The organism is Alteromonas salexigens (assembly GCF_025628895.1).
In the GTDB taxonomy this organism is placed as follows: Bacteria; Pseudomonadota; Gammaproteobacteria; order Enterobacterales; family Alteromonadaceae; genus Alteromonas; species Alteromonas salexigens.
On sequence record NZ_JAOTJC010000006.1, the window covers coordinates 97,491 to 121,020 of the forward strand.

A 23,530-nucleotide genomic window follows, 5' to 3' on the forward strand; every position below is an offset into this window, starting at 1 on the left:
GCAGTTTATGAGTCGATTGCACCAGTCACTGGCGACAATTCCGAATCGTTATGCTTTTATTGATCACATAGATAAAAGTGTTTATCAGCATATGCACGTATCGCTGCTGCTGATTGACGTGGTGCGCTTTTCTGATGTGACTTCCAGTCTTGGTATTAACGTAGGCGATCGTTTTCTTCTGGAAATTGCCAACCGTCTGATCACCTTATTCCCTTCCCATGCAGTGCTGGGCCGTATTAGCGGCGACGTATTCGGTATTATGCTGCCGGGTAAGCATACTCCGGCGCAATTGCAGGCGCGCTTCGAGCATCTTGTCGAGCATTTCAAAACCCCCATGCATTATGACAACCATGCTTTTATTGCCGACTTCAATGTGGGGGTGGCTACCACACCTGTCGAAGGCTTCAGTCTGACCCGGTTTGTATCCCGCGCCGAAGCCGCCCTCAAGCAGGCCAAGGAAAATAAATACGAGAACCTGTTCATTCTTGGCCAGGAACAAAAAGCCGATACCGGTCGATCGCTGGCGCTAAAGGCGGATTTAAAACGGGCGCTGTCTCACAACGAACTGGAACTGTACTTTCAGCCCAAGGTAGAACTGTCGAGCTTGCGCATTGTCGGGGCAGAGTGTCTGCTGCGCTGGAATCATCCCTTAGACGGGGTATTGTTTCCCGGCCCGCTGATTGAGGCCGCGGAGTCTTACAACATGATGAATGAACTGGCCTACTGGACCTTCGAGCAGGCGTTCCGCAGTATGGTGAAGCTGGACGAGCAGGGCTTTGATCTCACCCTGTCAGTCAATATATCACCCACTCAACTCTACGATTCGAAACTGATCCCCACATTAACGCTGCTAAGTGCAACCTACAATATTGCATTGTCACGGATTGAGCTGGAGCTTACCGAAGATGTGGCGCTGTCTAATTCATTGATGGCACGGCAACAACTTACCCAGCTGCGGGCACTTGGCGTGGCAATTTCGGTAGACGACTTCGGAAAAGGCTACTCAAACCTGGCTTATATCCGCGATCTGGACATAAATGCCCTGAAAATTGATAAAACCTTTGTGATGGAGCTGGGCAAAAACGATGTGAACCAGGCGATCATCGAGGCCGCCAAAATTATTGGTCATGCTAAAGGCTGTGAAGTCATTGCTGAGGGCATTGAAACGCTGGAGCAGTTGCATCTGCTGCGAGACTTAGGGATCACTGTCGGGCAAGGGTACCTGTTTTCCCGCGCAGTTCCTCTGGCTGATTTTACCAGTCTGGCGAGTACCGAAATTACCGTCGGCGACTCCCCCCTGCGTCGCGCCCTGGGATAAGTGCTTCGTTACAGCAAATTCTGCCTTGCGGTGGCAATTTGCGGGCAAGCAGGTAGACTTAGCTGCATTAATTAGCTAACTCAAAAGGTCATCTACCCGTGAATCAACCTGTTGAAAATGGTGAGTTTCTTAAGTTTTCCCGACAGCAGCCTGAGCGCTTTTCCTCGCCGTCGCAATTCTCCCTTTCTAACGGCACGCAAGTAACCATTACTGCCCCTGGGATTATCAGTTTTGATCCCGGCCAGCAGGCGGCGCAGCCGACTAAACAGATAGTGTATTCCTGCGGTGTACACGGTAACGAGACCGCCCCCATCGAAATTTGTGATGATTTGGTAAAAGACATCCTCACCGAATCATTACAACTGCGTCACCGGGTCTTGTTTTTATTTGGCAACCTGCCCGCCATGGACATTGGTGAACGGTTTGTTGAAGAGAACATGAATCGTCTTTTCAGTGGCGCTCACTCGGAGGGTGAGGGGTGTAACAACGCGGAAAGAAAACGGGCCAGACAACTCGAACAGGCGATATGTGACTTTTATGCCGGGGCATCTGACTCAGCGCCCCGCTTTCATTATGATCTGCACACCGCCATTCGTGCTTCAAAAAATGAAAAGTTTGCGGTTTATCCCTATCTGCATGATCGTCGTCACAGTCGCGGTCAGTTGGCATTTCTGGCTGCCTGTGGGGTGAAAACCATTTTACTGTCGGAAAGTGCCACTACCACGTTCAGTTATTATTCATCACACCAGCACCAGGCGCACGCGTTCACAGTTGAGCTGGGCAAAGTACGCCCGTTTGGCGAAAATGACATGAGTCGTTTCGAGGATGCCCGCCAGGCGCTTACCAGGCTGATAAGCGAAGATGACTATGCGCCCACGGTGGCGTTGGACGAGCTGGATATTTACCGTGTGAACCAGGTAATAAACAAGCATCACGAAGATTTTAAGCTGCATTTCGAAGACGATACCCCTAACTTTACTGACTTTGAAAAGGGGGAGGTGTTTGCCTCGGAATCCGGGCGTACTTATCAGGCCGAATATGCCGGCGAGGCCATCGTATTTCCGAATGCCAATGTGGCGTTAGGTCAGCGGGCGTTACTTACTGTTGTACCTACCACACTGGACAACCCGGATGTTTGAACTTGATTCACGGCTGCAACAAGATACCTTGCAGGTAGGAGCCTTGCCCCTGTCAAGGGTATTGCTGATGAACGATAGTCAGTTTCCGTGGGTAATTTTGGTACCCCAGCGCAGCGGAGTGCGCGAAATTATCGAGTTGAACAAGGACGACGAAGCACAGCTGTGGCGGGAGTCCCGTCAGGTCAGTGAAGCGCTGCAGAAATTATATTCACCCCATAAACTCAATGTGGCGGCACTGGGAAACGTGGTCAGTCAACTGCACGTACACCATGTGGCACGATATACACATGACTGTGCCTGGCCTGCGCCAGTATGGGGTAAACAAGCCGCAGTGCCTTACTCTGATAAAGAAGGGCGCAGTCGCTGTGAGGCGCTGGCAGAACAACTGAATATTGTAACGTCAAAGTAACCTCATGGCCGTCATGCCGGCCTCATTAAAGATGAGCAAAACATAAGGAATAAACGATGATCATCTCTACCACGCCGACCCTGGAAGGCAAAAAAATTGAACAGTATTACGGCATTGTTGTGGGTGAAGCGGTAATGGGGGCGAATGTATTCAAGGATTTATTTGCCTCTATCCGCGATATTGTAGGCGGCCGCTCCGGCTCCTACGAAGACGAGTTAACCAATGCCCGTAAGCTGGCATTTACTGAGCTTGAACACGAAGCCCGTGCCATGGGCGCCAATGCGGTGGTGGGTATCGATCTCGACTATCAGGTCATAGGTGATAAAGGCAGTATGCTAATGGTCAGTATTAGTGGTACGGCGGTTAAAACAGTCGACCTTTAATCCCGGACAGCGGTTACCAGCCGCTGTCGTCGTCTTTATCTGAATTGTCTTTCGGCTTGAAATCTTTTGGTAGCCGAAATTTTCCGCTATGTCTGAGCAGTAAAATATTGCCGACAATAACGGCCAGCACCAACACAATAATTAACGTAACCCAACCCATACTCATGGTATTCCCTTATTCAGTACATATCGGGGATAAAACGCCGATAGTGACTGTAACAATGCGGCCTTTCCGGCAAGGTCAGCCGCGTGAATAGCTTGCTCCAGCGCAGCCTGATTGCGGAGCTGTTCAAAACCTGTCGCTGTTGCACGATGGCTGAGGTGCCAGCGTTCAGTGGCGACACCGCCTGTAAAGCGGTTAAACGGTCGATAAAAACCAAATTCGCCAGCATGTATATCGAGCCAGTGTGAGAGGGGAGCGCATGGGCCGTCATCGCGGTATTCACTGTCTACCAGCTCAAAGGGCTGTCCCCAGGCCTTCACCCGTTGCCGGTCATAGACATCTATGTCGGTACCCCAGTGATGCCGGCTACCACCGGGCATGGCTGACCAGGTAAGTATAGCAACAAGCTTGTCATTATCGCTGAGTTCAGCAAAGTTCAATGGTTGACCGCTGGCGTCGTAAAGCGTGGTTCCACCTCGCCATTTGCGGTTCCAGATCGCCACCTGCCGGTCAAAACTGCGGTATGCTGATACCAGCTGGCAGTCTATGCCATCGGCGCTGGCCGCATCCTGCATCGATAAAAATGCGGCCAGCACATCAGGATGCAGACGATGTCCGTTACCCGCGTCTGCCAGGTAACGATTGTCCTGTCCCAGCCAGTCGTTATTGGTCATGCAATAAACGCTTTAGTATGCCGTAGTACATCTTTTCAAGCTTCACCAGATCGTCCATTTTCACCCTTTCATCTACCTTATGAATAGTGGCATTGACCGGACCCAGTTCAATCACCTGTGCGCCAGTCGGAGCAATAAAGCGACCGTCTGAGGTGCCGCCAGCGGTAGACAGTGTCGTGGGACGCCCCGTCACTTCTTCAATTGCAGCCTGAGTGGCTGTGACTAAATCGCCTTCGTCAGTGAGGAACGGCTGACCATTGAACGTCCAGTTGATGTCGTACTTCAGTTGGTGGCTAGCGAGGATCTGATTAACCTTCTCAATGAGTTGCTGATCGGTCACCTCGGTGGAGAAGCGAAAGTTAAAGCACACGTGCAGGGTGCCGGGAATGACATTGCCCGCCCCGGTGCCGCCGTGAATGTTCGAGATCTGAAAGCTGGTGGGCGGGAAAAACGCATTGCCGTTATCCCAGTGTGTGTCAGCCAGTTCTGCCAAGGCAGCGGCGGCTTTGTGCACCGGGTTTTCCGCCAGGTGAGGGTAAGCCACGTGCCCCTGCACACCATGAACCGTTAAATCACCGGTCAGGGAACCGCGGCGCCCGTTCTTAACGATATCGCCAACCTGTTCTGTGCTGGACGGCTCACCCACCAGACACCAGGTCATTTTTTCATTGCGTGCTTCCAGCGTGTCGACGACCCGGGTTGTACCGTTGATAAACGGGCCTTCTTCATCGCTGGTGATTAAAAAGGCAATGCTGCCCCGATGATCCGGGTAGTCCGTGACAAAGCGTTTAGTGGCACTCAGCATGGCGGCGAGGGACCCCTTCATATCAGCAGCCCCCCGGCCATGCAGATAGTCGCCCACCTCGGTGGCAACAAACGGCGGTGTTTGCCACGCATCTTCAGGGCCACTGGGTACTACATCGGTGTGACCGGCAAAACAGAACACCGGGCCGTCTTTACCACGCCGTGACCACAGATTGGTGGTGTCTTCGAATATCAGCGTTTCGTTGTCAAATTCCAGCGCTTCCAGCCAGGTTTTCATAAACGGCTGACAGCCCGCATCCTCGGGCGTCACTGAGCGCTGGTTGATTAAAAATTTAGTGATGTCGATAACGTCTTGCATCAGGAAAAAATGCTCTCGTAGTTGTCGGCTTTAAAGCCAAGATAATAGTTACCATCAGTGATGAGTAACGGACGCTTGATCATCGCTGGCTGGTCCAGCATCAGCGTTAGTGCGCGCTCTTTGTCCAGCGCCTGTTTGTCCTCATCAGGAAGCTGGCGGTAGGTGGTGCCCCGTTTATTGAGCAGTTGTTCCCAGCCTAAATGCGCTTCAGCGGTGGCTAACCAGTCGCGATCGATTCCATCTTTACGGTAATCGTGGAACTGATAACTGATATCGTTGGTTTCCAGCCACTTTCTGGCTTTCTTGATGGTGTCACAGTTGGTAATGCCATACAGCGTTGTGGTCATAATGAGAAGCTTAATCTGTGTAAATGAAAATAAGTCTATCTGCTGGCGGCCAGTGATGCAAAAGGTTCAAAGATACTGTAAGGCTTACAGCAAATGCGCCACTCACCGTTACCCTCTGGCGCCGGGGAAGGCCGCTAGCCACTGTGGAATGCGCAAACCGGAGCGCTGCCAGCTATACGCGGGGTGGGCACACATTCTGCTTAGTTACTGGTTCAGCTATATTCTGGCGAAACCGATGTGGGCAAGCTGGCAGGTGTAACCGGAAGATACCGGTTTCGGGCGCTGTGCTGCCAGTTATACGTTGTCGCCTGCAATATTAACTATCAACATTAACGGAGTGTTTATGGCTATTGTAAAAAACGCCTCAGCAAGTTATCAACCATTAGGTAAAGACGGCAAAGGGCATGTGAGTCTGGGCAGTGGTGCCATGGCCGAGCAACCTTATGGTTTCAATACCCGGTTCGAAGGTAAATCCGGCACCAATCCCGAAGAGTTAATTGCGGGCGCGCATGCCAGTTGTTATGCCATGGCATTGTCGTTTGCGCTGGCCGATGCAGGGTATGATGTCGGTGAGTTAAACGTTGACGCTGCGGTCACGCTGGAAAAAGACGGTGACGGATTTACTGTGACTGAGTCGGCACTGACCTTAAATGCTAAGGTAGCGGCAATTGAAGAGAGTGAATTTTCTGCTATTGCCAATGACGCAAAAGACAACTGTCCTATTTCCAAGCTATTAAAAGCAGACATCAGCCTGGACTATACATTTTCCAATTAATGGCTGCGAAATCAGGGGGCCATGCCCCCTGACTGATCTTACGCATACACCGTGAATAAAGTGTCGTGCTGCGGGGTGACCTGCCGTGCCGAGGTTATTACCAACGCCCGTAATTTACCGGTATTGCGTACTGTAACTGTACAGCAATTCGGAATTTGCTGGCGCTTGAGCCAAACCGGGTTGATTTGTAATACCACCTGACCCGCCTTCACCTGATCGCCGACACGAACCTTAAACTCGCATTTTTCGCCCATCAAGCGAGCAGTATCGAATCCATACGCTATTGTGAGGCGCAGACCCTGTCGGGTATGTAGGAGAAAGCTGTACGACAGCGGGTCGCACGCCACCACTTTACCTGACATCGGCGCAAGAACCTGGTGAGAAGACGTGGTAAGGACGGCACCCTGACCGAGCAAGCCAGCCTGTACTAACGGGTCGGGATGTTCAGACAGTTTGCCAACCCGGCCACTGACCGGTGGGAGGACATGGATTTTTACCCTGGCATCGGCTGGTATTTCCTCAGACAGCCAGGGAGACGAACTAACTAGCATCAGATATTCACGGTATAGCCGTATTTGCGCAGGGCAGCGACGGCGTCATCCAGCTTCTTTTCTTTAACCAGAAAAAAATCTGTTTCAAACGTGGAGACAACAAAAATAGATACTTTGGCGTCCGCCAGTACGGCGCCAATTTGTGCCATGATCCCTACCATGGACAAATGTAAGGGGCCAAGCAATTCCAGAGCGCGCCACTGTGGATCTGACTCCCGAGAGTGTACAGAAATGTCTGCAGGTACAACGATAGATAACTCGTCCTCGGTTTTTCCCAAAAAATATAGCGGACTGGTTAGGACGCTGGCCGGGATCCCGGCATCAGGATCCAGGCTGTGAATAATAAATTCCTGCGGTAACACAGCCAGTGTTTGTTTTGGCATTTTATATACAACATCTCAAATTACCCGGTCGAAACATTAAATCACTATCTGTTGGTAAGTGCTACGTGTTATCCACTTTATCTGTGGATAAGTTTGTTGAGTAGTTTGGGGATGCCGTATAACTTCATGATAAATATGGCTTTAATTAATCGGTCAAACAATGTGCAGTGGATAAGATCTGACAAATCTCAAGCATTTTCCAACCCGTTTGTCTATACTCAAACGTCAAATTCTGTCAGCAGAATCCCGAATCGTTTGCTTGACAGCGAACCCGGAATGACATTCAAAAGGATAACGTAAGATGGATGATGCAATGTGGCTGGACATGACTGTGGATGATGCCGACAGGGTCAGCCGTTTTTATGAACGGGTCATGGGGTGGAGTCGGCAAACTGTCGAGATGGACGGATATGTTGATTACGTAATGATAAAACCAGACGGGTCTCCGGCAGGCGGAATATGTCATAAGCGCGGCTCAAATTCAGCGTTGCCGGGCGGGTGGATCCCGTATTTCACAGTGGCTAATTTAACAACCGCGCTTAATCAGCTTACCGCCGAGGGTGGGGAACAAATAAGTGAAGTGCGGGCCTATGGTGATGCCGCGTACTGTATTATCCGGGATCCTGCCGGCGCTTGCTGTGCGCTATATGCAGAGGATGCCAGTGCGTGATGACGGGCGCCGGTAACTGACTGACACTGGATGCTGCACCTGTCCTTAGGGCCAGACCGGCTCGTTGTCGATTGCATTCCTGATGGTAACTGATAAATTAACGCAATCTACCCCCTGACCAGGAACGCAAGTGGCTGCCCCTGTTGAAATTTATGCCGGCCCCGGCGCAATACATATGCTCCGGCGCTACGGCTTTCACCCGGATCTGTTTAATTACTTTGTGGGCGCCTCAGGTGGACCAAAATGGTTCACACTCGCTGGCATTGACAGGGTGCTGTTTCCTTATTGGTTAGGTTGCCGGAATGAACCGCTGAATATCATAGGATCTTCTGCCGGGGCATTTCGTGCAGCCTGTGCAGTGCAGTCCAACCCATTACGCGCTTTTGACCGGCTAGCGTATTCCTATGTGCATACGGTGTATTCTAAAAAGCCCACCAAGTTTGAAATTACCCAGAAAGCCAAGGCGTTAATCAAGGACTTACTTGGCGAAGACGGGCGTGCCGAACTGGTTATGAACCAGAAACTAAAAGCCCATTTTATTGCTGCGCGCTGCCGGGGCCCGATGCGCAGTGAAAGCAAGGTTAAGCAGCTGGGTGGTCTGGCAATGACTGCTGCCGCTAACGCCATGTCTCGTAAAAATTTACAGCATTTTTATACCCGTACTGTCTTCAGCCACCCTGACAGTACATTGGAAGTAAACGACCCGTATAATTTGCCCACCGAGTACGTGCCGCTTTCTATCCCAAATATTGACGACGCGCTATTAGCGTCAGGTTCTATTCCAATGATAATTGATGGTGTGAGACACATACTGGATGCGCCAAGGGGCGTATATCGGGACGGTGGCATTATCGACTATCATTTCGATGTTGAGTTTGGGCCTGGCCCCGGGTTGGTATTGTTCCCTCACTTTTATCCTAAGCCCATTCCGGGCTGGTTTGATAAAGGGCTTAAAAACCGCATTCCGCACGCGGTCAGCTATTTTAATATGGTCATGCTGGTGCCTTCCGAAGATTTTGTGTCCCGTTTGCCTTACGGAAAGATTCCGGATCGACGTGACTTCGAGGTGCTGGATGATAAAACCCGGATAGCTTACTGGATAAAGGTGCTTAATGAAGCAGAGCGGGTAGGGGAATACTTTCTTGATTTGGTCCACAAAGAAAAAGCGGTGGATGCTATTAAACCCTTGCCCTTTGAGACTATCCCATACAAGCGTGTCTCATAGGGAAGGGTATATTTAAGCATAATTGACGCGTAATTGAGCAACCGCACCATACATTGAAAAATGTGCTTGCACCTTTACCGGTGCATCGCTATTATACGCGCCGTCTGCACCGGCAGATTTCAAATATGCGTCTATAGCTCAGTTGGTTAGAGCGCTACCTTGACATGGTAGAGGTCCCCTGTTCGAATCAGGGTAGACGCACCACCGCTTTCCCCTGGCAGTGGCAAGTTTACGTTTTATTTTGTCTTAGTAACAATAAAGCCAATCCGCACACTAATATAAAGCTTAGCCCGTTGGTGGCTGCAGAGACCCGCTGGGCAACCGCCTGCAAATTGATATTGTCACTGAAATCCAGTCGATAGCCGCCTGTTACAGGGTGATAATTATCACCGCTCCGACCCTGCCACTGCTGATCAAAGTTGATGGTATTGTTTCCGCAACATCCGCCCACCATGGCAATATACCGCCCGGGTCCCAGATCCAGAGACAGAAACGGATCCAGCGAGTGAGTAGTGCGTACAGGATCGGCCAACGAGCCATTGCTGTCGCTCCCATACAACGCATCATCACTGGACGCAATGAGATCTTCCCAGCCCAGTGAGCCGTTTACCCGAAAGACCCACAGCATACTGTCCATCACATCATCAATACCATTGCCATTAAAATCCACGAAATTGCGAGTTAACGGATCAAATTCATAGGCAAGGATATCTAACGAGACAGTCGTCAGAGCCGAAGTTTGAAAGTACCAAAAGTCCACTGTGTGGAGCTCAGAGAATCCGGCGGGCGGAGGCGTATTGTTCTGGTATTCCGTAATGGTACCGGTGACAAACCCCGCGTGAGTAATTGAAGACCAGCAGAGCAGTATGAGTGAAGCTAAACGTAACATAATGATAACATCCCTGTGTGTGTGTAGTATCTATACAGGGTTTGACGTAACTGGTTCACTGGGGAAAGAAGTTTTGGGGAAGGAAAGGGTGGGCTGCTCAGTTTAATACTGGTAAAAATGGCCCCTGAATTTAGTGCTCAGAGGCCGGGATATGTGATTACAGACGAAAAGCGCTGGTAAGTTCGTTCAGCGAGGCCGCCAGGCGAGCCAGTTCGTCTGCCGACACGCTGGTCTGCTCGGCGCCAGAGGCCGTGGAGTTGGATAAATCTTTTACCTTCACCAGATTCTGATCAATCACCCGCGAAGCCGAAGCCTGCTGTTCTGAGGCGCTGGCTATTGACGCATTGCGGTTCTTAATTTCAGCTACGGCGGCGACAATTTCATCAAGCGCTTCTTCAGCATCTTTGGCCATTTTTAAGGTGTCGCCAGCACGTTCGACACTGCGCTCCATCGTTGATACGGATTCTGAAGAGGAGCTGTTAATGACTGCCACCAGATCCTCAATTTCTACTGTCGATTCCTGAGTACGTTTCGCCAGTGCCCGCACTTCGTCAGCTACCACAGAGAAGCCCCGGCCTGACTCACCCGCACGGGCCGCCTCAATCGCAGCATTAAGCGCCAGTAAGTTAGTTTGTTCGGCAATTTCCCGGATAACCTCCAGTACTTTGGTGATGTCGTTCACCTTTTTCGCCAGCTCAATAACTTTTGAAGAAGAGGTCGTCATTTCGTCGGTGAGCTTTTCAATGGCTTCTTCTGTTTGCTGGACCCGTATGCCGCCCTGGCTGGCTTTGTCGTTAGCAAAGTCGGACGACTTCGAGGCCTGCTGAGCGTCGCCCGCCACGGCTTCAATTGCGGCGGTCAGCTGACTGATGGCCTGCGCTGCCTGATCAACCTGTACACTCTGATCCTGGATATGCTGTGAGGAATCGTTGGTGACTGAACTTAACTCTTCCGAGGTGGTGGCCAGTTGTTCTGAAGACTGCACGATGGCGTAAATGGATTCACGCAAACTTTGCTGAGTATGCTGTAACTGGGTCAGCAAGGCGGTAATCTCATCGTTACCGTCCGGGGTGATGGAGTAGGTGAGATCTTTTTGCGAGATCCGTTCGGCTACGGCCAGGGCTTCCCGAATAGGAGGCACGATACTTTTGGTAAATAAAACCGACAACAGCACGACCAGGCCCACGGTGAGCACGATGGCAATAATGATGGCGGCAGTGGCAGTTTCAGATACTTTGTTTGCAGATTTGGTGGCTTCGTCGACTTTTTCCGCCTGATATTTCAGAAACGCATCCAATGCGGCAGAAATTTCACCGGTCAGAGGCAACTGTTGCTCACGACGGAGTTGGTTAGCCTGGCCTGTGTTACCATTGTTAATAAGCGTCAGGTAGCGGTCATGGAGTGTCCAGTAGCGCTTGTCCAGCCGCTGGTAGGTGGTGAGCAACTGTGCCGCACGGTCACTTTCTACTAAAGCCTGGAGTTTACGTTGATTCTCCTGCAGGTTTTCTTTTGCATCCATTAATCGTTGCAGATATCTGTTACGTGACTCCGCGGTATTGGCTGCTTCCACGTTGGCTGTATGAACCCTAACGCGCAGGAATTCCCGGTCAATATTGTTAACCAACTCTGTACTGGGGATACGTTGTTCGGTGACATAGTCCAGTTGCTCGGAGATACGGCCCATTTCATTGAGGGCATACACGCCAAGACATAAGACAATCAAGCCGATAGCGCCAAACGCTATGGTCGAGCGAACGCCTAAAGAAAAGCGGCGGAGAAAGTGAACCATAATACTGTCCTTCACAGAAACGGTTAAATCATTATCAGGCGGCGTATAACGCCACCGTTTTATTTATTGTCGTCACCTGGCCAGAGAATAACCCTGGCAAGTAAAACGACGTTATGTCAGAGAGTTAATCGGTCGAACTGCAAAAATCTTTATGCCTGGCAACAAAGTTTGGGCAACTCACGGCTGCTTGCCTGGCAGGCTTTTGTGCTCCGCTGCTAAATCAGGCTGTTTAGTGTCATTAAACAAGCAGCGCATTGTAGGGCGAAAACGGCAGAGCTCAAGTGACAATCAAAGGGGTGGTCGTTGAAGCCCGGTTCAAGGTCGCAGCACATAGCATTTTTACTACGCTAAAACTCTGATATACCGTTAATTTTTGATAAATGGTACAGCTGCGGAATTATCTTGCCTCGGCGCCCAGTGATACCGGTGTATAAGTCTTTATACGTTTTGGTGGGCAAGTGTCAGGGCGTCCGGGGGACGGAGATCGTGTTGTGCGGATACACGCGTTTTCGGGGTGCATGTCATCCCGTTAACTATCTGAGTTGCGATCCCGGTCATAACAGCAGTGGCCCGCTATCCAGGTTTGCGCTACGGCGCGTTCGTCACCGAGCATTGCCAGCGCAAACACGACATCACTGATATCAGCGGTGGGAGTAAGCCGTAATTTACTTAATGGCGTGCAGCGAGGCTCCAGCAAGACAAAGTCAGCATAGGTGCCTGGGTTCAGGTTGCCTATTTCATGGTCTAGCTGGTGGGCGATAGCCGCTCCCTGCGTGGTCATGTACAGCCCCTGCAACGGGGATAAGGGCGTACCTTGCAACTGACATGTTCTATACGCATCGGCATAAGTAGACAACATACTAAAGCTGGTGCCGGCGCCAATATCCGTGGCCAGTGCCACGTTCACTCCGTGACTTGCTGCCGCCTGCATATTGAACAGGCCGCTACCAAGGAACAGATTTGAGCTGGGGCAGAAGGCGGCGGTCGCCCCCTGACGGGATAAATGCTGCCATTCCTGCGCTTCAAGATGCAGACAGTGACCGAATACTGCTCTGGGACGAACCATATTATGTGAGTCGTACACGTCCAGATAGTAACGACTGTCAGGAAAGAGTGACTTCACCCAAGCCACTTCTTGCTGATTTTCTGACAGGTGAGTCTGAATAAATACATCAGGGTAGGCTTGTGCCAGTTCACCTAATGCCGCCAGTTGCTGATCTGAACTGGTTGGTGCAAAACGGGGCGTGATGGCGTAGCGTAAACGCCCCTGATCATGCCAGCGTTCAATAAGCGCGTGGCTGTCCGCCACTGCGCTTGCCGCTGTGTCGGACAGCGCGTCAGGGCAGTGACGATCCATACAGACTTTACCGGCCACAAGCGTCATATTCATTGCTTTGGCAGCACTGAACAGCGCGTTTGTTGCGCCTTTATGAACCGAAGAAAATACCAATGCGCTGGTAGTCCCGTTTTTAAGCAACTCCCCTAAAAATACCTGAGCCATTACCGACGCGTGCTGCTCATCGGCAAACCTTTGTTCGGCGGGGAAGGTAAAGGTGTTCAGCCAGGTCAGTAGCTGTTCGCCATAGCTGCCCATTATGGCAGTCTGTGGGAAGTGCAGATGACTGTCTATGAATCCCGGCAATAGCCATTTTCCCTGACAGTTGATTTGTTTTGCTTCTGGGTACGCAGCTGTCTGTGCAGAGTACTCACCAACCGCCAGGATCTTTTCGCCCCGAATTACCAGCGCCCCGTCCGGAAACACGGCAATGTCAGTATCGGGCATGGAGGTTTCTGCCGGAAAATGCGCCACGCTGGCTCTGATAAGTTTCGTCTGCACTGAAATCCCTGAAAATTGTAAACAAGCATTGTAGGTTGAGGTGGGCGAACGAATTAGGTTAGCCCCTGCCTGGGTACGTGTGCCGTCTGTTTAAATACTGCGCTATCTGCTGTGTGTACGCAACTATCCGGTAACGGTAACCGCGTAAATGGTTTGCACGTTGGGCGGCCTGTGGCACTATCCGGTTTAGATGTCGGGGGCGCTACCCGTAAGAACACGCATGGAAACAAATAATTATGAGTACACAGAAAGTGTCAGACGCGGGAGTAGGAGCAAAGAACCGGGCTCGAATTCTCACTGCAGCCGAAAAGGCATTCGCCAGTCACGGCCTTAAAGGGACCTCAGTACAACAAATTGCGGATGAGGCTGGGCTGCCTAAAACCAACGTGTTGTATTACTTTAAAACCAAGTTGGCACTGTATCTTACCATCCTTGAAGACACTCTCGCCCTGTGGAACTCCCACTTTGATCAGGCTACGGCTGATGATGATCCTGCTGACGCCTTAGCCAGTTATATCGCTGAAAAAATGGAACTATCCAGAACGCGTCCTTTGGCTTCAAAAATTTTTGCCATGGAAATTCTCAACGGAGCGCCCAACCTGACGGCCTATTTCGAAGAGGAACATACGGTCTGGATGCGCAGCCGTACTGCGGTGATTCAGGCATGGATTGATCAGGGAAAAATGCAGCCAGTTGCGCCGGAGTACCTGTTATTTACGATTTGGGGGAGTACCCAGCATTATGCTGACTTTGCCGCGCAAATTACGCATCTTCGCGGTCCGATGCGCAAAGAGGAGTTTCGGCAGGCTACCCGGGATCTTGTGCGCTTAATTCTGACCGGCTGCGGTCTGGCAGTACCCGAACAGTATCAGGTAGCAGAGGCGCGCCACGGCTGAATGTTTACGGGATGACCTGTAGCAAGCACACGCATTGACGCCGCCAATCCTGCGCGCAATAAGAGCAGTAGTATGCCAGTCATTCTCCAAACCGCATCAGTGCGTGGCAACTTAGTCACCCTTGTGTGTTGCCTGCCGCCACATTCGCAATTATGCTGCAATAAGTTCTGTTTATCTGGAGACTTACCATGAAATACCGTTTACTCCCATTCATTCTTTCAGCACTGCTACTGGCAGGCTGCTCCAAGCTGACCAAAGAAAATTATGACAAATTGGAGGCGGGTATGAGCCGTGAAGAAGTGGAAGCGATTATTGGTGACGCCGATAATTGTAGCAAGGCGATGGGCACGCAGTCGTGCCTGTGGGGGGAAGAAGAGGGTACTCACGTAAAAGTTGTATTTATGGCAGACCGGGCAATAGGTTACTCCTTCGACGGGCTGTAACCTTTGTTTTCACCAAGGGGGAGTAACTGTGCTCCCTCTTGGTGCAGTCGTTACTTCAAGTCAAAGATATACCGCAATAGAAATACTGCAGCCAGCATGTAGGTGATTGCGCTGACTTCGCGGTGACGGCCCGTGCCCAGCATCACTGCTACGTAGGTAATAAAGCCCAGTGCAATGCCTTCGGAGATGCTAAAAGTAAGCGGCATGGCTAATAACGCCACCGATGCCGTGGCCAGTGCACCGGTGTCGTCGAAATCCAGCTGGCGGATGGAGTCCATCATTAAAATACCCACCATCAACAGCGCCGGCGTTGTGGCCATGAGCGGGATCACTTTCATCAGTGGCGTCAAAAATAATGCCGCCAGAAAACACACCGCCACTACCATTGCCGTCAGCCCTGTTCGCCCACCTGACGATACTCCGGCGGCACTCTCAACATAGCTGGTGACCGGCGATGTGCCCAACGCTGCCCCGGCGATACTGGCCGTCGCATCAGCGGTCATGGCGCGGCCAATTAAAGGTAGTTTGCCCTGACGGTTAAGCAGGTTTGCCCGCCGTGATACCCCCAGCAGGGTGCCAATGGTATCGAACATATTGACAAACATGAGGGCGAAAATCAGGTCCCAGGTTTCCGCAAAGTGCTCCAGTGGATACCAGATATCCATGGCCAGTAAGGTGTCGTTGATGGGGTCCGGCATGCCGATTACGGCCTCGGGTGTTGCGGTCAGCACGCCACTTTCTGTAGGTATCAGTGTACCGGCAAGGGTCAGCGCGATGATGGACAATAAAATTGCACCGGTGACGTTCTTAATGACCAGTACAATGGTCAGCAGAATACCGGCCAGCGCCAGCAACACTGCGGGATCTGATAAGTCGCCCAGGGTCACGAAGGTGGCCGGGTGCGAAACCACCAGCCCCGCATTTTTTAAACCGATAAAGGCAATGAACAAACCGATACCACATTGCACGCCGATCTTCAGTTCTGCGGGTATGGCTTCGGCAATGCGGGTGCGCACGCCGGTAAGTGTGAGCAACAGAAACAGAATTCCATTCCAGAATACGATGCCCAGGGCTGCTTCCCAGGGAATATCCCGGGTAATGCATATAGTGTAGGCGAAAAAGGCATTCAGCCCCATGCCGGGTGCGAGAGCTATGGGGTAATTGGTAGACCATGCCATTAACAGGGTGCCAATGCAGGCAGCCAGCGCCGTGACCGTAATAAGTCCCGCAGTGGGCATGCCGCTCAAACCCAGTATGCTGGGATTGACTACCAGAATATACGACATAGCGGCAAAGGTGGTTAACCCGGCCAGGCACTCGGTCTTTACGTTGGTGCCGTGGGCGCGCAGGTGAAACAGGCGGTCAAGAAACGATGCAAACATATTGGCTTCTTTATAGTGGGATTAAGTGTGTGTCCGTCCCCTGAAAATAAAAATACTGACTACGCGGTCAGTATTCAGGGAGGGAAGTGCTATTATTTTAGTCAGTTTACCTGTTTCTATGCCTGCCTGCGAGTATCGGTTTGTTGTAGGGCCTGACGGTAGCGCCGCCAGAAAAAGAAATAACATGTAGACACAGAGAATCATGTCGCAGTTATGCACGGTTTTCAGGGAAATACAGTATAGTGTGCGTAAATCGCAGTCCGGAGAGTTCCTATGTCACTGACCCCTTTGCTTAATTCACTACCCAAAGCGGAATTGCATTTACACATAGAAGGCACCCTGAGTCCCGCCCTCATGTGGGAGTTAGCGGACAAACACCAGGTAAGGCTGCCGTACAATAGCGAAGCAGAAATAGCCGCGGCGTATCAGTTCGATAATCTGCAAAGTTTCCTCGACCTCTACTACCAGGGCGCTGACGTATTGCGTGACGAAGACGATTTTTACCGTCTGATGTGGGAATACCTCAGGGCATGCCACGAACAAAATATCGTTCACACTGAAGTCATGTTTGATCCTCAGACCCATACGGAGCGGGGCATTGGTTTCGATATCTTTATGCCGGGTTTCTTACGTGCGGCGCAGGAGGCCAGACAGGAGTGGGGTATCTCCTGCTATTTAATTTGTTCCTTCTTACGGCATTTGTCTGAACAGGCTGCATTTGAAACTTTAGAGGCCGCCGCGCCCTGGTACCCGGACATTACTGCGTTTGGGCTGGACAGCTCCGAACTGGGCCATCCACCCGAAAAATTTGCCCGGGTTTTTAAGCGCGTGAAGGAGCTGGGCTTTGCAATTGTCGCCCACGCCGGGGAGGAAGGCCCGCCAGAGTATATCTGGCAGGCCGTCGAGCTGCTGAATGTAGACCGTATTGATCATGGCGTGCGCTGCCAGGAGGATCCCCGGTTACTGGCGTTAATTAGAGAGCGTCAGCTGCCGCTAACCGTGTGCCCTCTGAGTAACTTAAAGCTGTGTGTGATCGATGACCTTGCAAAACACAATATTTTGTCTTTGCTGGATGAAGGGTTACTGGTAACGGTGAACTCTGACGATCCTACTTACTTTGGCGGTTTTCTGAATGATAACTTTTCTGCGCTGGAACACGCGTTGGGAATGAATGAACAGCAACTTCAACAGCTTATCGTCAATAGTTTTAAAGCCAGCTTTCTGCCCGAGGCAGATAAACAGTACTGGACAGAAAAAGTAATCAACGCCGGGCAGGGCTGCTAACCACTTTGCTCTGCCAGCCAGGCACTCTCGGCGGGGGTCGGCGTTCTGCCAAGTGCCTCGTTACGGTTAGGGTAGCGCCCGAACTTTACTAACACATTGCGATGCTCCTGCTCATAGCGAAGGTGCTTTTCCAGACCCTCGGCGGCAAATAACTCCATAGCCACTTCATGAACCGCCAGCGATTCGCTGTGCATAAACGGCATGTACAAAAATGCCCGTTCCCGGGCCGTCATTGCTTTGTCGGCATTGGCGCTCACCGCTTCCTGTGCCAGACATAGCGCCATGGTGTCCTGCGCAAATGCCTGAGCGGTATTGCGATACACGTTGCGTGAAAACTGGTCGAGTACAATGATTTCGGCCAGCCTGCCGTGCGGCGTGGCTCGCCAGGGCCAAAGTTCACAGCGCGCAGCACTACGTAACAGGTTACCAAAACGGGAGGCGATCATTTTATCGATGGTCTCGTGGTGCGCGAACCAGTCTTGTTCGTCAAGTTCTTCAAACCAGAACGACAACACTTCACTGGCTTCCTCCATTGCTACGTGTGTTTCTTCGTTCATAGTGACTCCTCTTATACCCATATTTACACTGGCTTGCCTGTCCAACCCATCTCTGGTTACGTGTGGCTGCCTACTCTAAGAAACCGCCGATCCCTGATTGGTTCCCTGGTATCTATATGCAGTATCGGCTAACAGGATCTCAAGTAGGCCATACAGGAACGAAGTATAAGCAGAAACGTTACATTTTTCGGGTGCATTTTTATGTCAGCATGGCTAATCTGATAAATGGAAAATTCTATCAATCAGGGAGAGAAAGATGCGAGTATTCGCCATCGTTGCAATGCTGATAACACTGGCTGCTTGCCAGTCTGCCAGCGAACCGGAAATTGTGCTTGAACAGCCCCGCAATGTGACCACATATTCAGCCGAAACGTTTTTTACTAATGAATCCGTGTTTGGTAATGATATCAGTCATGATGGTAAAGCGGTGCTGGTGACGTCCGACAAAAGCGGAATCTATAACGTTTACCGTTATCCGATAGACGGCGGGAGCCCTACTCAGCTGACGTTTTCTGACAACCACGCCTATCGTGGCGTAAGCTGGTTTCCTAACGACCAACGGTTTTTATTCACTGCGGATGAGGGCGGCAACGAGCTTAATCATTTGTATGTGCAGCTTCCCAACGGTGAAACCCGGGACCTTACTCCCGGCGCAAACGTGAAAGCCAGTTTTATGGGCTGGGATGACGACAACCGTCATTTTTACGTGGTCACTAACGAGCGTGATCCTAAGGCGTTCGACTTATATCGCTACCGCGCGGATAATTTTTCCCGCAGTCTGATTTATGAAAATGACCAGGCATTGACGCTGATGGCAGTGAGCCCCAATGGTCGGTATCTGGCCGTGCTCGAAGCACACAGCAATGTCGATGACGACCTCTACCTGGTGGATTTAACCTACCCAACCCCGAAAACCATCCTGATTACTGACAGTGAGACCCCTGCCAGCCATTCGGTATTTTCTTTTACACCCGATTCGGGGGCACTGTTATATGGTTCCAATGAGAATGCTGAGTTTGATCAGGCATGGCGGTTCGACATTGCCACCGGTGAAAGGTCGCTGGCGTATGCTGCCGACTGGAATGTCACACGGTATGCCTATTCAGACTCTGGCCGTTATCTGGTGTCTGCGGTAAACGCGGACGGTACTACCCGGGTAACCATCACAGACACGGAAACGGGCAAGCCCGTAGAGATGCCCGACTTACCGCAAGGTAATGTCACCGGGGTGACGTTTTCCGATGATGAGTCCACCATGGTGTTCTACCTGGCGTCCGATACCGCGCCCGCTAATTTATACAGTTACCGTCTTGACGGTGACCTGACTCAGCTTACCCACACCCTTAATCCTGCTATTGACCGTGACGATCTGGTCACTGCCGACGTGGTCAGGTTCAAAAGCTTTGATAATCTGGAAATCCCCGGTTTATTGTATAAACCTCATCAGGCTAACCGGGTGAATCCGGTGCCGGCAGTTATTCTCATTCATGGTGGGCCCGGCGGCCAGTCGCGCACCGGTTACCGTGCCACTGTTCAGCACCTGGTCAATCATGGTTATGCAGTGTTTGCTGTTAATAACCGGGGCTCGTCAGGTTACGGCAAAACCTTTTTCCACCTTGACGATCAGCGTCACGGTGAAGACGACCTACAGGATATTGTGTATGGCAAGCGCTATCTGTCCACTTTGCCCTGGGTCCACAGTGACAAAATTGGCGTGATGGGCGGCAGCTATGGTGGCTATCTGACTATGGCAGCGATGGCATTCACTGACGAGTTTGAAGCCGGCATCAATATATTTGGTGTGACAAACTGGGTGCGTACGCTGAAAAGTATTCCACCCTGGTGGGAAAGCTTCCGCGAGCTTCTCTACGCTGAACTGGGTGACCCCGCTACGGACGAAGAGCGCCTCTATCGTATTTCACCTCTGTTTCATGCCGACCAGGTGAAAAAGCCGGTACTGGTGGTGCAAGGGGCCAATGACCCGCGCGTGCTACAGGTGGAAAGTGACGAAATGGTGGCGGCCATCCGGGACAACAATGTACCGGTGGAATATGTTTTGTTCGAAGATGAAGGTCACGGATTCCGAAAAAAATCTAATCGCATCACAGCGCAGAATGCCTATGTGAACTTCCTGAATACTTACCTGAAAGGAAGCAACTAGCGCACTTGCCTGCGTCTGCCATTCCCGGTAGACGCACTTTTTACTCAGTGGATACGTATCGTTAGGTGGTCTGTGCATTTAAGTGTTCAGACCATTTTGATAGTCGTGTGCTTGCTGCCCGGGTATGTCGGAAAAAACGCAGACCCAAATCCGGGGTATACAAACCACAGAGGGATAACGGTTGGCAGGAGCGCAGGTCTGTCTCGCACATGGCAGTCAGCCGAGATAAGGTAAGCTGCACGATATCGGACTTTTCAGTATTTAACCGGCCACAGGGAGGGCAGTACCATGCAACAAGATACCACATCAGGCGAGGGCCCGGCCGGCGTCAGTGATTTTGCGTCCATGTTTTCCGACTTTTGGCTGGAGCTGATGGCCCGGTTACCAGCGATAGGCGTTGGCTTATTACTGCTCATTGCCGCCGTATTGCTGGCCGCGCCGCTGGCCCGATTAGTTTTACGGCCGTTTGATTATGTTACCCAAAGCGACCTTATCCGCTCAGTGAGCCGGCGCAGTGTCAGTATAATCATCATTCTGCTGGGCACCTATCTGTTTCTTAAGCTCGCCGGCTTGACCGAATTTGCAGTGGCAATTATCAGTGGTACCGGGATGATTGGCCTGATCCTGGGCTTTGCATTTCGCGATATCGCTGAAAACTTTATTTCCAGCTTGTTACTGACTGTTCAACGGCCCTTCCGCATCGGTGATGTGGTGCAAATTAACGATTTTATGGGTGTGGTGCAGAAAGTGACATCTAGAGCGACCACCCTGGTCGACTTCGATGGCAATCATATTCAAATACCCAACGCCACCATTTATAAAGGCGTCATTAAAAACTTTACCGCCAATCCCCGCATGCGCGGCCACTTTGTGATAGGGATTGGCTATGACAGTAATGCCAAAGCGGCCCAGTCCCTGGCTTTATCAGTCATGCAGGCCCACCCGAATGTATTAGCAGACCCTGAGCCCCAGGTGCTGGTGGACAACCTCGGGTCTGCCACGCTAAACCTCAAAGTGTATTTCTGGATAGACGTGGAGCAGACCAGCGTCCTGAAAATGGCCTCTGTGCTTATGCGTGACCTGGTAGGGGCCTTTGAAGAGCAGGGGATCAGCATGCCGGATGACGCGCGGGAGATTATTTTCCCAGAAGGGATCGCGGTGAGTATGCAACAGGCTGATGAAAGCAATACACACAAAGCTTCGTCTGAGACAAAGCCGGCCAAGCCTGTTAAGCAGCCTGTGAAACCACAACGTACATCAGCGAAAAGCGATGTTGGCGCCGATGACGTCTCAAGTGAAACTGATGACATCCGGCGTCAGGCTGCCGAAGCCAGGGATCCGGAGGCCGGCGGCAATATACTTTGAGTGGGTATTAGGTGGCAGGGGCGACGGGCGACAAATTGCAGCGCTTGAGAAATTGCTGCCACAGACTAACGTGCTCACTGACAGCCTGCTGATATTGTTCAAAGCCGGTTAGCCGGTCTGTGAGAAACGCTTTAAAGGCGGGCTGCAAATGACTATCGTTCTGCCATTGTGTGAAAGTGGGTTGCAGCTGGTACTGCAGTTCATTCACCTTGCTTCCCACGGGCTGGATGCGCTCAATAAAATAAAGGTAAAACACGTTGCGTAATATTTCCGCCTGCTCGCTGGCTCGCCCGGCCGTGCAGGTCACCGCGCTAAGATGTGGTGTCAGTCGACGGGTAAGCTGACTTAAACTATCTGCCAGCAATTGCTGAGTGGCCCAGAGCCTGGCCGGTAAACGTGCCGATTCAATTTGTTTGAGCTGGGTTTCCAGTTCGCTGAGCGACAAGGTGTCATTATTTTTGAGTTGGGTGAGAAAGCCTAGGGCAGTCACTGCAGCCCGGGCATCACGGTTTTGTTCGGCCTGCAATAGCTCTCGGGGGAGCGACATAGCCAGACGCATGGCTTTGGCCGTTTGAATCAGGTTTGCCCATACCTGTTTACGCTGCTGCTGTTTCTGTGATTTCCACTCGCTGAGCTTTTGTGCCAGCTCGGGGCGCGTGGACCGCAGGTGTTCAGCACAATCATCTATGGCATGCAGCAGGCGTGTTTCGTAGCTGAGGCGCTGAGCCGGGAAAGGCGTTCTGCCTAGTGCGGTGTTACGCTCGGCAACCAGGGTTCCGATTTCACACTGCTGAAGGGCATGAAATTCACGCAGGTTAATGTTCATCGCAGGTACGTGTTGAAATAACTCATCACGGCCGGGAAAAGGCAGCGGCGTGATCTGCGCAGTCATCTCAAGCTCGGCTTCTAACACCCGCCCTAAGCGCCCGTGATACTCCTCCAAATCATCCACCACCGGCGCACTGCCACATCCGGCGATTACCAGCGACACCAACAGCAGCAGAACGCCGGGCAGGTTAGGCAGTGGCATGGGTGTGTACACTGCGTCCACCATCCACATACAGAATTTGCCCGGTAATATAGGGGGCGTTCAGCAAAAAGCTAATGGCCTGAGCGATATCCTCAGGCGTGCCCAGTCGTTGCAAGGGAATGCTGCTCAGTAGTGCGTCCCGCTCGGTGTCGGTCATCTCTCGCTCGGGCCATAGGATGGCACCGGGGCCGACGCCATTTACCCTTACAGCCGGGGCCAGCTCGGTGGCCAGCGACCTTGTGAGACTGGCAAGTGCACTCTTGGCCAGACAATATATACTGTGGGCAAGTAACGGGCGGTGTATATGCATATCCACCAAATTAATAATGTTGCCTTGTCGCTCTCGCAATGCAGGGGTGAGGGCCTGACTCAGAAACAGTGGCCCCTGTACGTTACTGCCAACCAGTGCCTGCCACTGAAGATCGGTAATTTCGCCGAGGGGGGTAGGGAAAAAGGCAGAGGCATTATTTACCAGCACATCAACCTGCCCCCACTGTTGTTGCGCTTCACGGGCCAGTCGAGCCACATCGTTCATGTCGCAGAGATCAGCCTGGAGCGTGACAGCAGAGTTTGCCCGCTCGCTATTAAGTGCACTTGCCAAAGCGTTAGCTTCGTCAGTCGACTGACCGTAATGAATAATCACCCGGTAGCCCGACTGATGTAAGGTTCTGGCGATGACGGCGCCAATACGTTTTGCGGCGCCGGTGACCAGCGCAACTGCTGTTTCTGTCATAAAA

25 protein-coding genes and 1 tRNA gene are annotated in these 23,530 nt (G+C 51.6%); 13 read left to right on the plus strand and 13 right to left on the minus strand.

Features of this window, described 5'->3' with window-relative positions:
- The first annotated feature begins 7 nt into the window (after nucleotides 1-7).
- The 4 genes from OCL06_RS04525 to OCL06_RS04540 all read left to right on the plus strand — a co-directional run bounded on the left by OCL06_RS04525 (nucleotide 8) and on the right by OCL06_RS04540 (nucleotide 3,249).
- Nucleotides 8-1,318, plus strand: coding sequence for a putative bifunctional diguanylate cyclase/phosphodiesterase (locus OCL06_RS04525; RefSeq protein WP_262992559.1), 1,311 nt, complete (start codon nucleotides 8-10; stop codon nucleotides 1,316-1,318).
- 98 nt (nucleotides 1,319-1,416) lie between these two features.
- A complete protein-coding gene (gene astE, locus OCL06_RS04530) occupies nucleotides 1,417-2,457 on the plus strand; it encodes a succinylglutamate desuccinylase (RefSeq protein WP_262992560.1) in 1,041 nt (346 codons plus the stop codon).
- On the plus strand, nucleotides 2,450-2,866 hold the full coding sequence (locus OCL06_RS04535) for an HIT domain-containing protein (RefSeq protein WP_262992561.1): 417 nt from the start codon (nucleotides 2,450-2,452) through the stop codon (nucleotides 2,864-2,866). Before astE ends, OCL06_RS04535 begins: the two co-directional genes overlap by 8 nt.
- Before the next feature lie 56 nt (nucleotides 2,867-2,922).
- Entirely contained in the window at nucleotides 2,923-3,249 is a 327-nt protein-coding gene (locus OCL06_RS04540) for a heavy metal-binding domain-containing protein (RefSeq protein ID WP_262992562.1), read from the plus strand.
- Between the two features lie 13 nt (nucleotides 3,250-3,262).
- On the opposite strand, the gene OCL06_RS04545 is transcribed toward OCL06_RS04540, so the two are convergent.
- The 4 genes from OCL06_RS04545 to OCL06_RS04560 are packed head-to-tail and all read right to left on the minus strand — an operon-like array spanning nucleotide 3,263 to nucleotide 5,556.
- Nucleotides 3,263-3,415 carry a DUF2897 family protein gene (locus tag OCL06_RS04545; protein WP_262992563.1) on the minus strand — a complete coding sequence of 51 codons (153 nt, stop codon included), beginning with the start codon at nucleotides 3,413-3,415 and terminating at the stop codon, nucleotides 3,263-3,265.
- Entirely contained in the window at nucleotides 3,412-4,086 is a 675-nt protein-coding gene (locus OCL06_RS04550; RefSeq protein ID WP_262992564.1) for a M15 family metallopeptidase, read from the minus strand. The genes OCL06_RS04545 and OCL06_RS04550 overlap by 4 nt, the downstream gene beginning before the upstream one ends.
- Nucleotides 4,076-5,209: a succinyl-diaminopimelate desuccinylase gene (dapE, locus tag OCL06_RS04555; RefSeq protein ID WP_262992565.1), complete on the minus strand. Its 1,134-nt coding sequence runs from the start codon at nucleotides 5,207-5,209 to the stop codon at nucleotides 4,076-4,078. Before dapE ends, OCL06_RS04550 begins: the two co-directional genes overlap by 11 nt.
- Nucleotides 5,209-5,556 (minus strand): ArsC family reductase, encoded by a 348-nt coding sequence (locus OCL06_RS04560; protein ID WP_262992566.1) that lies wholly within the window; start codon nucleotides 5,554-5,556, stop codon nucleotides 5,209-5,211. The genes dapE and OCL06_RS04560 overlap by 1 nt, the downstream gene beginning before the upstream one ends.
- A 343-nt stretch (nucleotides 5,557-5,899) precedes the next feature.
- Here OCL06_RS04560 and OCL06_RS04565 point away from each other — a divergent pair, with 343 nt between their 5' ends.
- The gene (locus OCL06_RS04565; protein WP_262992567.1) at nucleotides 5,900-6,331 is read left to right on the plus strand and encodes an OsmC family protein; all 432 of its coding nucleotides are present in this window, start codon (nucleotides 5,900-5,902) and stop codon (nucleotides 6,329-6,331) included.
- Between the two features lie 38 nt (nucleotides 6,332-6,369).
- Here OCL06_RS04565 and OCL06_RS04570 read toward each other — a convergent pair whose 3' ends face one another.
- Both OCL06_RS04570 and OCL06_RS04575 read right to left on the minus strand, forming a co-directional pair.
- A complete protein-coding gene (locus OCL06_RS04570) occupies nucleotides 6,370-6,882 on the minus strand; it encodes a PTS sugar transporter subunit IIA (protein WP_262992568.1) in 513 nt (170 codons plus the stop codon).
- Nucleotides 6,882-7,265: an ACT domain-containing protein gene (locus OCL06_RS04575; RefSeq protein WP_262992569.1), complete on the minus strand. Its 384-nt coding sequence runs from the start codon at nucleotides 7,263-7,265 to the stop codon at nucleotides 6,882-6,884. Before OCL06_RS04575 ends, OCL06_RS04570 begins: the two co-directional genes overlap by 1 nt.
- A gap of 301 nt (nucleotides 7,266-7,566) precedes the next feature.
- Between OCL06_RS04575 and OCL06_RS04580 the strand changes: the two genes are divergently transcribed.
- From OCL06_RS04580 to OCL06_RS04590, 3 genes are all read left to right on the plus strand, one after another.
- On the plus strand, nucleotides 7,567-7,935 hold the full coding sequence (locus OCL06_RS04580; RefSeq protein ID WP_262992570.1) for a VOC family protein: 369 nt from the start codon (nucleotides 7,567-7,569) through the stop codon (nucleotides 7,933-7,935).
- Nucleotides 7,936-8,110: 175 nt separating this feature from the next.
- On the plus strand, nucleotides 8,111-9,160 hold the full coding sequence (locus OCL06_RS04585; protein WP_262993105.1) for a patatin-like phospholipase domain-containing protein: 1,050 nt from the start codon (nucleotides 8,111-8,113) through the stop codon (nucleotides 9,158-9,160).
- Nucleotides 9,161-9,287: 127 nt separating this feature from the next.
- Nucleotides 9,288-9,364, plus strand: a tRNA-Val gene (locus OCL06_RS04590).
- Nucleotides 9,365-9,389: 25 nt separating this feature from the next.
- On the opposite strand, the gene OCL06_RS04595 is transcribed toward OCL06_RS04590, so the two are convergent.
- The 3 genes from OCL06_RS04595 to guaD all read right to left on the minus strand — a co-directional run bounded on the left by OCL06_RS04595 (nucleotide 9,390) and on the right by guaD (nucleotide 13,675).
- Complete coding sequence (locus OCL06_RS04595; protein ID WP_262992571.1) at nucleotides 9,390-10,049, minus strand: DVUA0089 family protein; 660 nt, start codon at nucleotides 10,047-10,049, stop codon at nucleotides 9,390-9,392.
- 157 nt (nucleotides 10,050-10,206) lie between these two features.
- On the minus strand, nucleotides 10,207-11,838 hold the full coding sequence (locus OCL06_RS04600; RefSeq protein ID WP_262992572.1) for a methyl-accepting chemotaxis protein: 1,632 nt from the start codon (nucleotides 11,836-11,838) through the stop codon (nucleotides 10,207-10,209).
- Nucleotides 11,839-12,367: 529 nt separating this feature from the next.
- Complete coding sequence (gene guaD / locus OCL06_RS04605) at nucleotides 12,368-13,675, minus strand: guanine deaminase (protein WP_262992573.1); 1,308 nt, start codon at nucleotides 13,673-13,675, stop codon at nucleotides 12,368-12,370.
- A 236-nt stretch (nucleotides 13,676-13,911) separates the two neighbouring features.
- Here guaD and OCL06_RS04610 point away from each other — a divergent pair, with 236 nt between their 5' ends.
- Entirely contained in the window at nucleotides 13,912-14,571 is a 660-nt protein-coding gene (locus tag OCL06_RS04610) for a TetR/AcrR family transcriptional regulator (protein ID WP_262992574.1), read from the plus strand.
- A 188-nt stretch (nucleotides 14,572-14,759) separates the two neighbouring features.
- Nucleotides 14,760-15,014, plus strand: a complete 255-nt coding sequence (locus OCL06_RS04615; RefSeq protein WP_262992575.1) for an outer membrane protein assembly factor BamE — start codon at nucleotides 14,760-14,762, stop codon at nucleotides 15,012-15,014.
- Between the two features lie 50 nt (nucleotides 15,015-15,064).
- On the opposite strand, the gene OCL06_RS04620 is transcribed toward OCL06_RS04615, so the two are convergent.
- The gene (locus OCL06_RS04620; protein WP_262992576.1) at nucleotides 15,065-16,396 is read right to left on the minus strand and encodes an NCS2 family permease; all 1,332 of its coding nucleotides are present in this window, start codon (nucleotides 16,394-16,396) and stop codon (nucleotides 15,065-15,067) included.
- 273 nt (nucleotides 16,397-16,669) lie between these two features.
- Here OCL06_RS04620 and OCL06_RS04625 point away from each other — a divergent pair, with 273 nt between their 5' ends.
- Nucleotides 16,670-17,680 (plus strand): adenosine deaminase, encoded by a 1,011-nt coding sequence (locus tag OCL06_RS04625; RefSeq protein ID WP_262992577.1) that lies wholly within the window; start codon nucleotides 16,670-16,672, stop codon nucleotides 17,678-17,680.
- On the opposite strand, the gene OCL06_RS04630 is transcribed toward OCL06_RS04625, so the two are convergent.
- Nucleotides 17,677-18,237 carry a DUF924 family protein gene (locus OCL06_RS04630; RefSeq protein ID WP_262992578.1) on the minus strand — a complete coding sequence of 187 codons (561 nt, stop codon included), beginning with the start codon at nucleotides 18,235-18,237 and terminating at the stop codon, nucleotides 17,677-17,679. The two genes, OCL06_RS04625 and OCL06_RS04630, sit on opposite strands and share 4 nt — an antisense overlap.
- A gap of 256 nt (nucleotides 18,238-18,493) precedes the next feature.
- On the opposite strand from OCL06_RS04630, the gene OCL06_RS04635 reads away from it, so the two are divergent.
- The gene (locus OCL06_RS04635) at nucleotides 18,494-20,398 is read left to right on the plus strand and encodes a S9 family peptidase (RefSeq protein WP_262992579.1); all 1,905 of its coding nucleotides are present in this window, start codon (nucleotides 18,494-18,496) and stop codon (nucleotides 20,396-20,398) included.
- A gap of 288 nt (nucleotides 20,399-20,686) precedes the next feature.
- A complete protein-coding gene (locus OCL06_RS04640; RefSeq protein WP_262992580.1) occupies nucleotides 20,687-21,763 on the plus strand; it encodes a mechanosensitive ion channel family protein in 1,077 nt (358 codons plus the stop codon).
- A 7-nt stretch (nucleotides 21,764-21,770) separates the two neighbouring features.
- Here the strand turns inward: OCL06_RS04640 and OCL06_RS04645 are convergent, their stop codons facing one another.
- Nucleotides 21,771-22,805: a DUF3080 family protein gene (locus OCL06_RS04645; protein WP_262992581.1), complete on the minus strand. Its 1,035-nt coding sequence runs from the start codon at nucleotides 22,803-22,805 to the stop codon at nucleotides 21,771-21,773.
- A complete protein-coding gene (locus tag OCL06_RS04650; protein WP_262992582.1) occupies nucleotides 22,780-23,526 on the minus strand; it encodes a pteridine reductase in 747 nt (248 codons plus the stop codon). The genes OCL06_RS04645 and OCL06_RS04650 overlap by 26 nt, the downstream gene beginning before the upstream one ends.
- Nucleotides 23,527-23,530: the final 4 nt, after the last annotated feature.

Coding starts and splice junctions, on each gene's coding strand:
- OCL06_RS04525 (WP_262992559.1), top strand. CDS start 8: ATGAGTCGATTGCACCAGTCACTGGCGACAATTCCGAATCGTTATGCT.
- OCL06_RS04535 (WP_262992561.1), top strand. CDS start 2,450: ATGTTTGAACTTGATTCACGGCTGCAACAAGATACCTTGCAGGTAGGA.
- OCL06_RS04540 (WP_262992562.1), top strand. CDS start 2,923: ATGATCATCTCTACCACGCCGACCCTGGAAGGCAAAAAAATTGAACAG.
- OCL06_RS04545 (WP_262992563.1), bottom strand. CDS start 3,415: ATGAGTATGGGTTGGGTTACGTTAATTATTGTGTTGGTGCTGGCCGTT.
- OCL06_RS04550 (WP_262992564.1), bottom strand. CDS start 4,086: ATGACCAATAACGACTGGCTGGGACAGGACAATCGTTACCTGGCAGAC.
- dapE (WP_262992565.1), bottom strand. CDS start 5,209: ATGCAAGACGTTATCGACATCACTAAATTTTTAATCAACCAGCGCTCA.
- OCL06_RS04560 (WP_262992566.1), bottom strand. CDS start 5,556: ATGACCACAACGCTGTATGGCATTACCAACTGTGACACCATCAAGAAA.
- OCL06_RS04565 (WP_262992567.1), top strand. CDS start 5,900: ATGGCTATTGTAAAAAACGCCTCAGCAAGTTATCAACCATTAGGTAAA.
- OCL06_RS04570 (WP_262992568.1), bottom strand. CDS start 6,882: ATGCTAGTTAGTTCGTCTCCCTGGCTGTCTGAGGAAATACCAGCCGAT.
- OCL06_RS04575 (WP_262992569.1), bottom strand. CDS start 7,265: ATGCCAAAACAAACACTGGCTGTGTTACCGCAGGAATTTATTATTCAC.
- OCL06_RS04580 (WP_262992570.1), top strand. CDS start 7,567: ATGGATGATGCAATGTGGCTGGACATGACTGTGGATGATGCCGACAGG.
- OCL06_RS04585 (WP_262993105.1), top strand. CDS start 8,111: ATGCTCCGGCGCTACGGCTTTCACCCGGATCTGTTTAATTACTTTGTG.
- OCL06_RS04595 (WP_262992571.1), bottom strand. CDS start 10,049: ATGTTACGTTTAGCTTCACTCATACTGCTCTGCTGGTCTTCAATTACT.
- OCL06_RS04600 (WP_262992572.1), bottom strand. CDS start 11,838: ATGGTTCACTTTCTCCGCCGCTTTTCTTTAGGCGTTCGCTCGACCATA.
- OCL06_RS04610 (WP_262992574.1), top strand. CDS start 13,912: ATGAGTACACAGAAAGTGTCAGACGCGGGAGTAGGAGCAAAGAACCGG.
- OCL06_RS04615 (WP_262992575.1), top strand. CDS start 14,760: ATGAAATACCGTTTACTCCCATTCATTCTTTCAGCACTGCTACTGGCA.
- OCL06_RS04620 (WP_262992576.1), bottom strand. CDS start 16,396: ATGTTTGCATCGTTTCTTGACCGCCTGTTTCACCTGCGCGCCCACGGC.
- OCL06_RS04625 (WP_262992577.1), top strand. CDS start 16,670: ATGTCACTGACCCCTTTGCTTAATTCACTACCCAAAGCGGAATTGCAT.
- OCL06_RS04630 (WP_262992578.1), bottom strand. CDS start 18,237: ATGAACGAAGAAACACACGTAGCAATGGAGGAAGCCAGTGAAGTGTTG.
- OCL06_RS04635 (WP_262992579.1), top strand. CDS start 18,494: ATGCGAGTATTCGCCATCGTTGCAATGCTGATAACACTGGCTGCTTGC.
- OCL06_RS04640 (WP_262992580.1), top strand. CDS start 20,687: ATGCAACAAGATACCACATCAGGCGAGGGCCCGGCCGGCGTCAGTGAT.
- OCL06_RS04650 (WP_262992582.1), bottom strand. CDS start 23,526: ATGACAGAAACAGCAGTTGCGCTGGTCACCGGCGCCGCAAAACGTATT.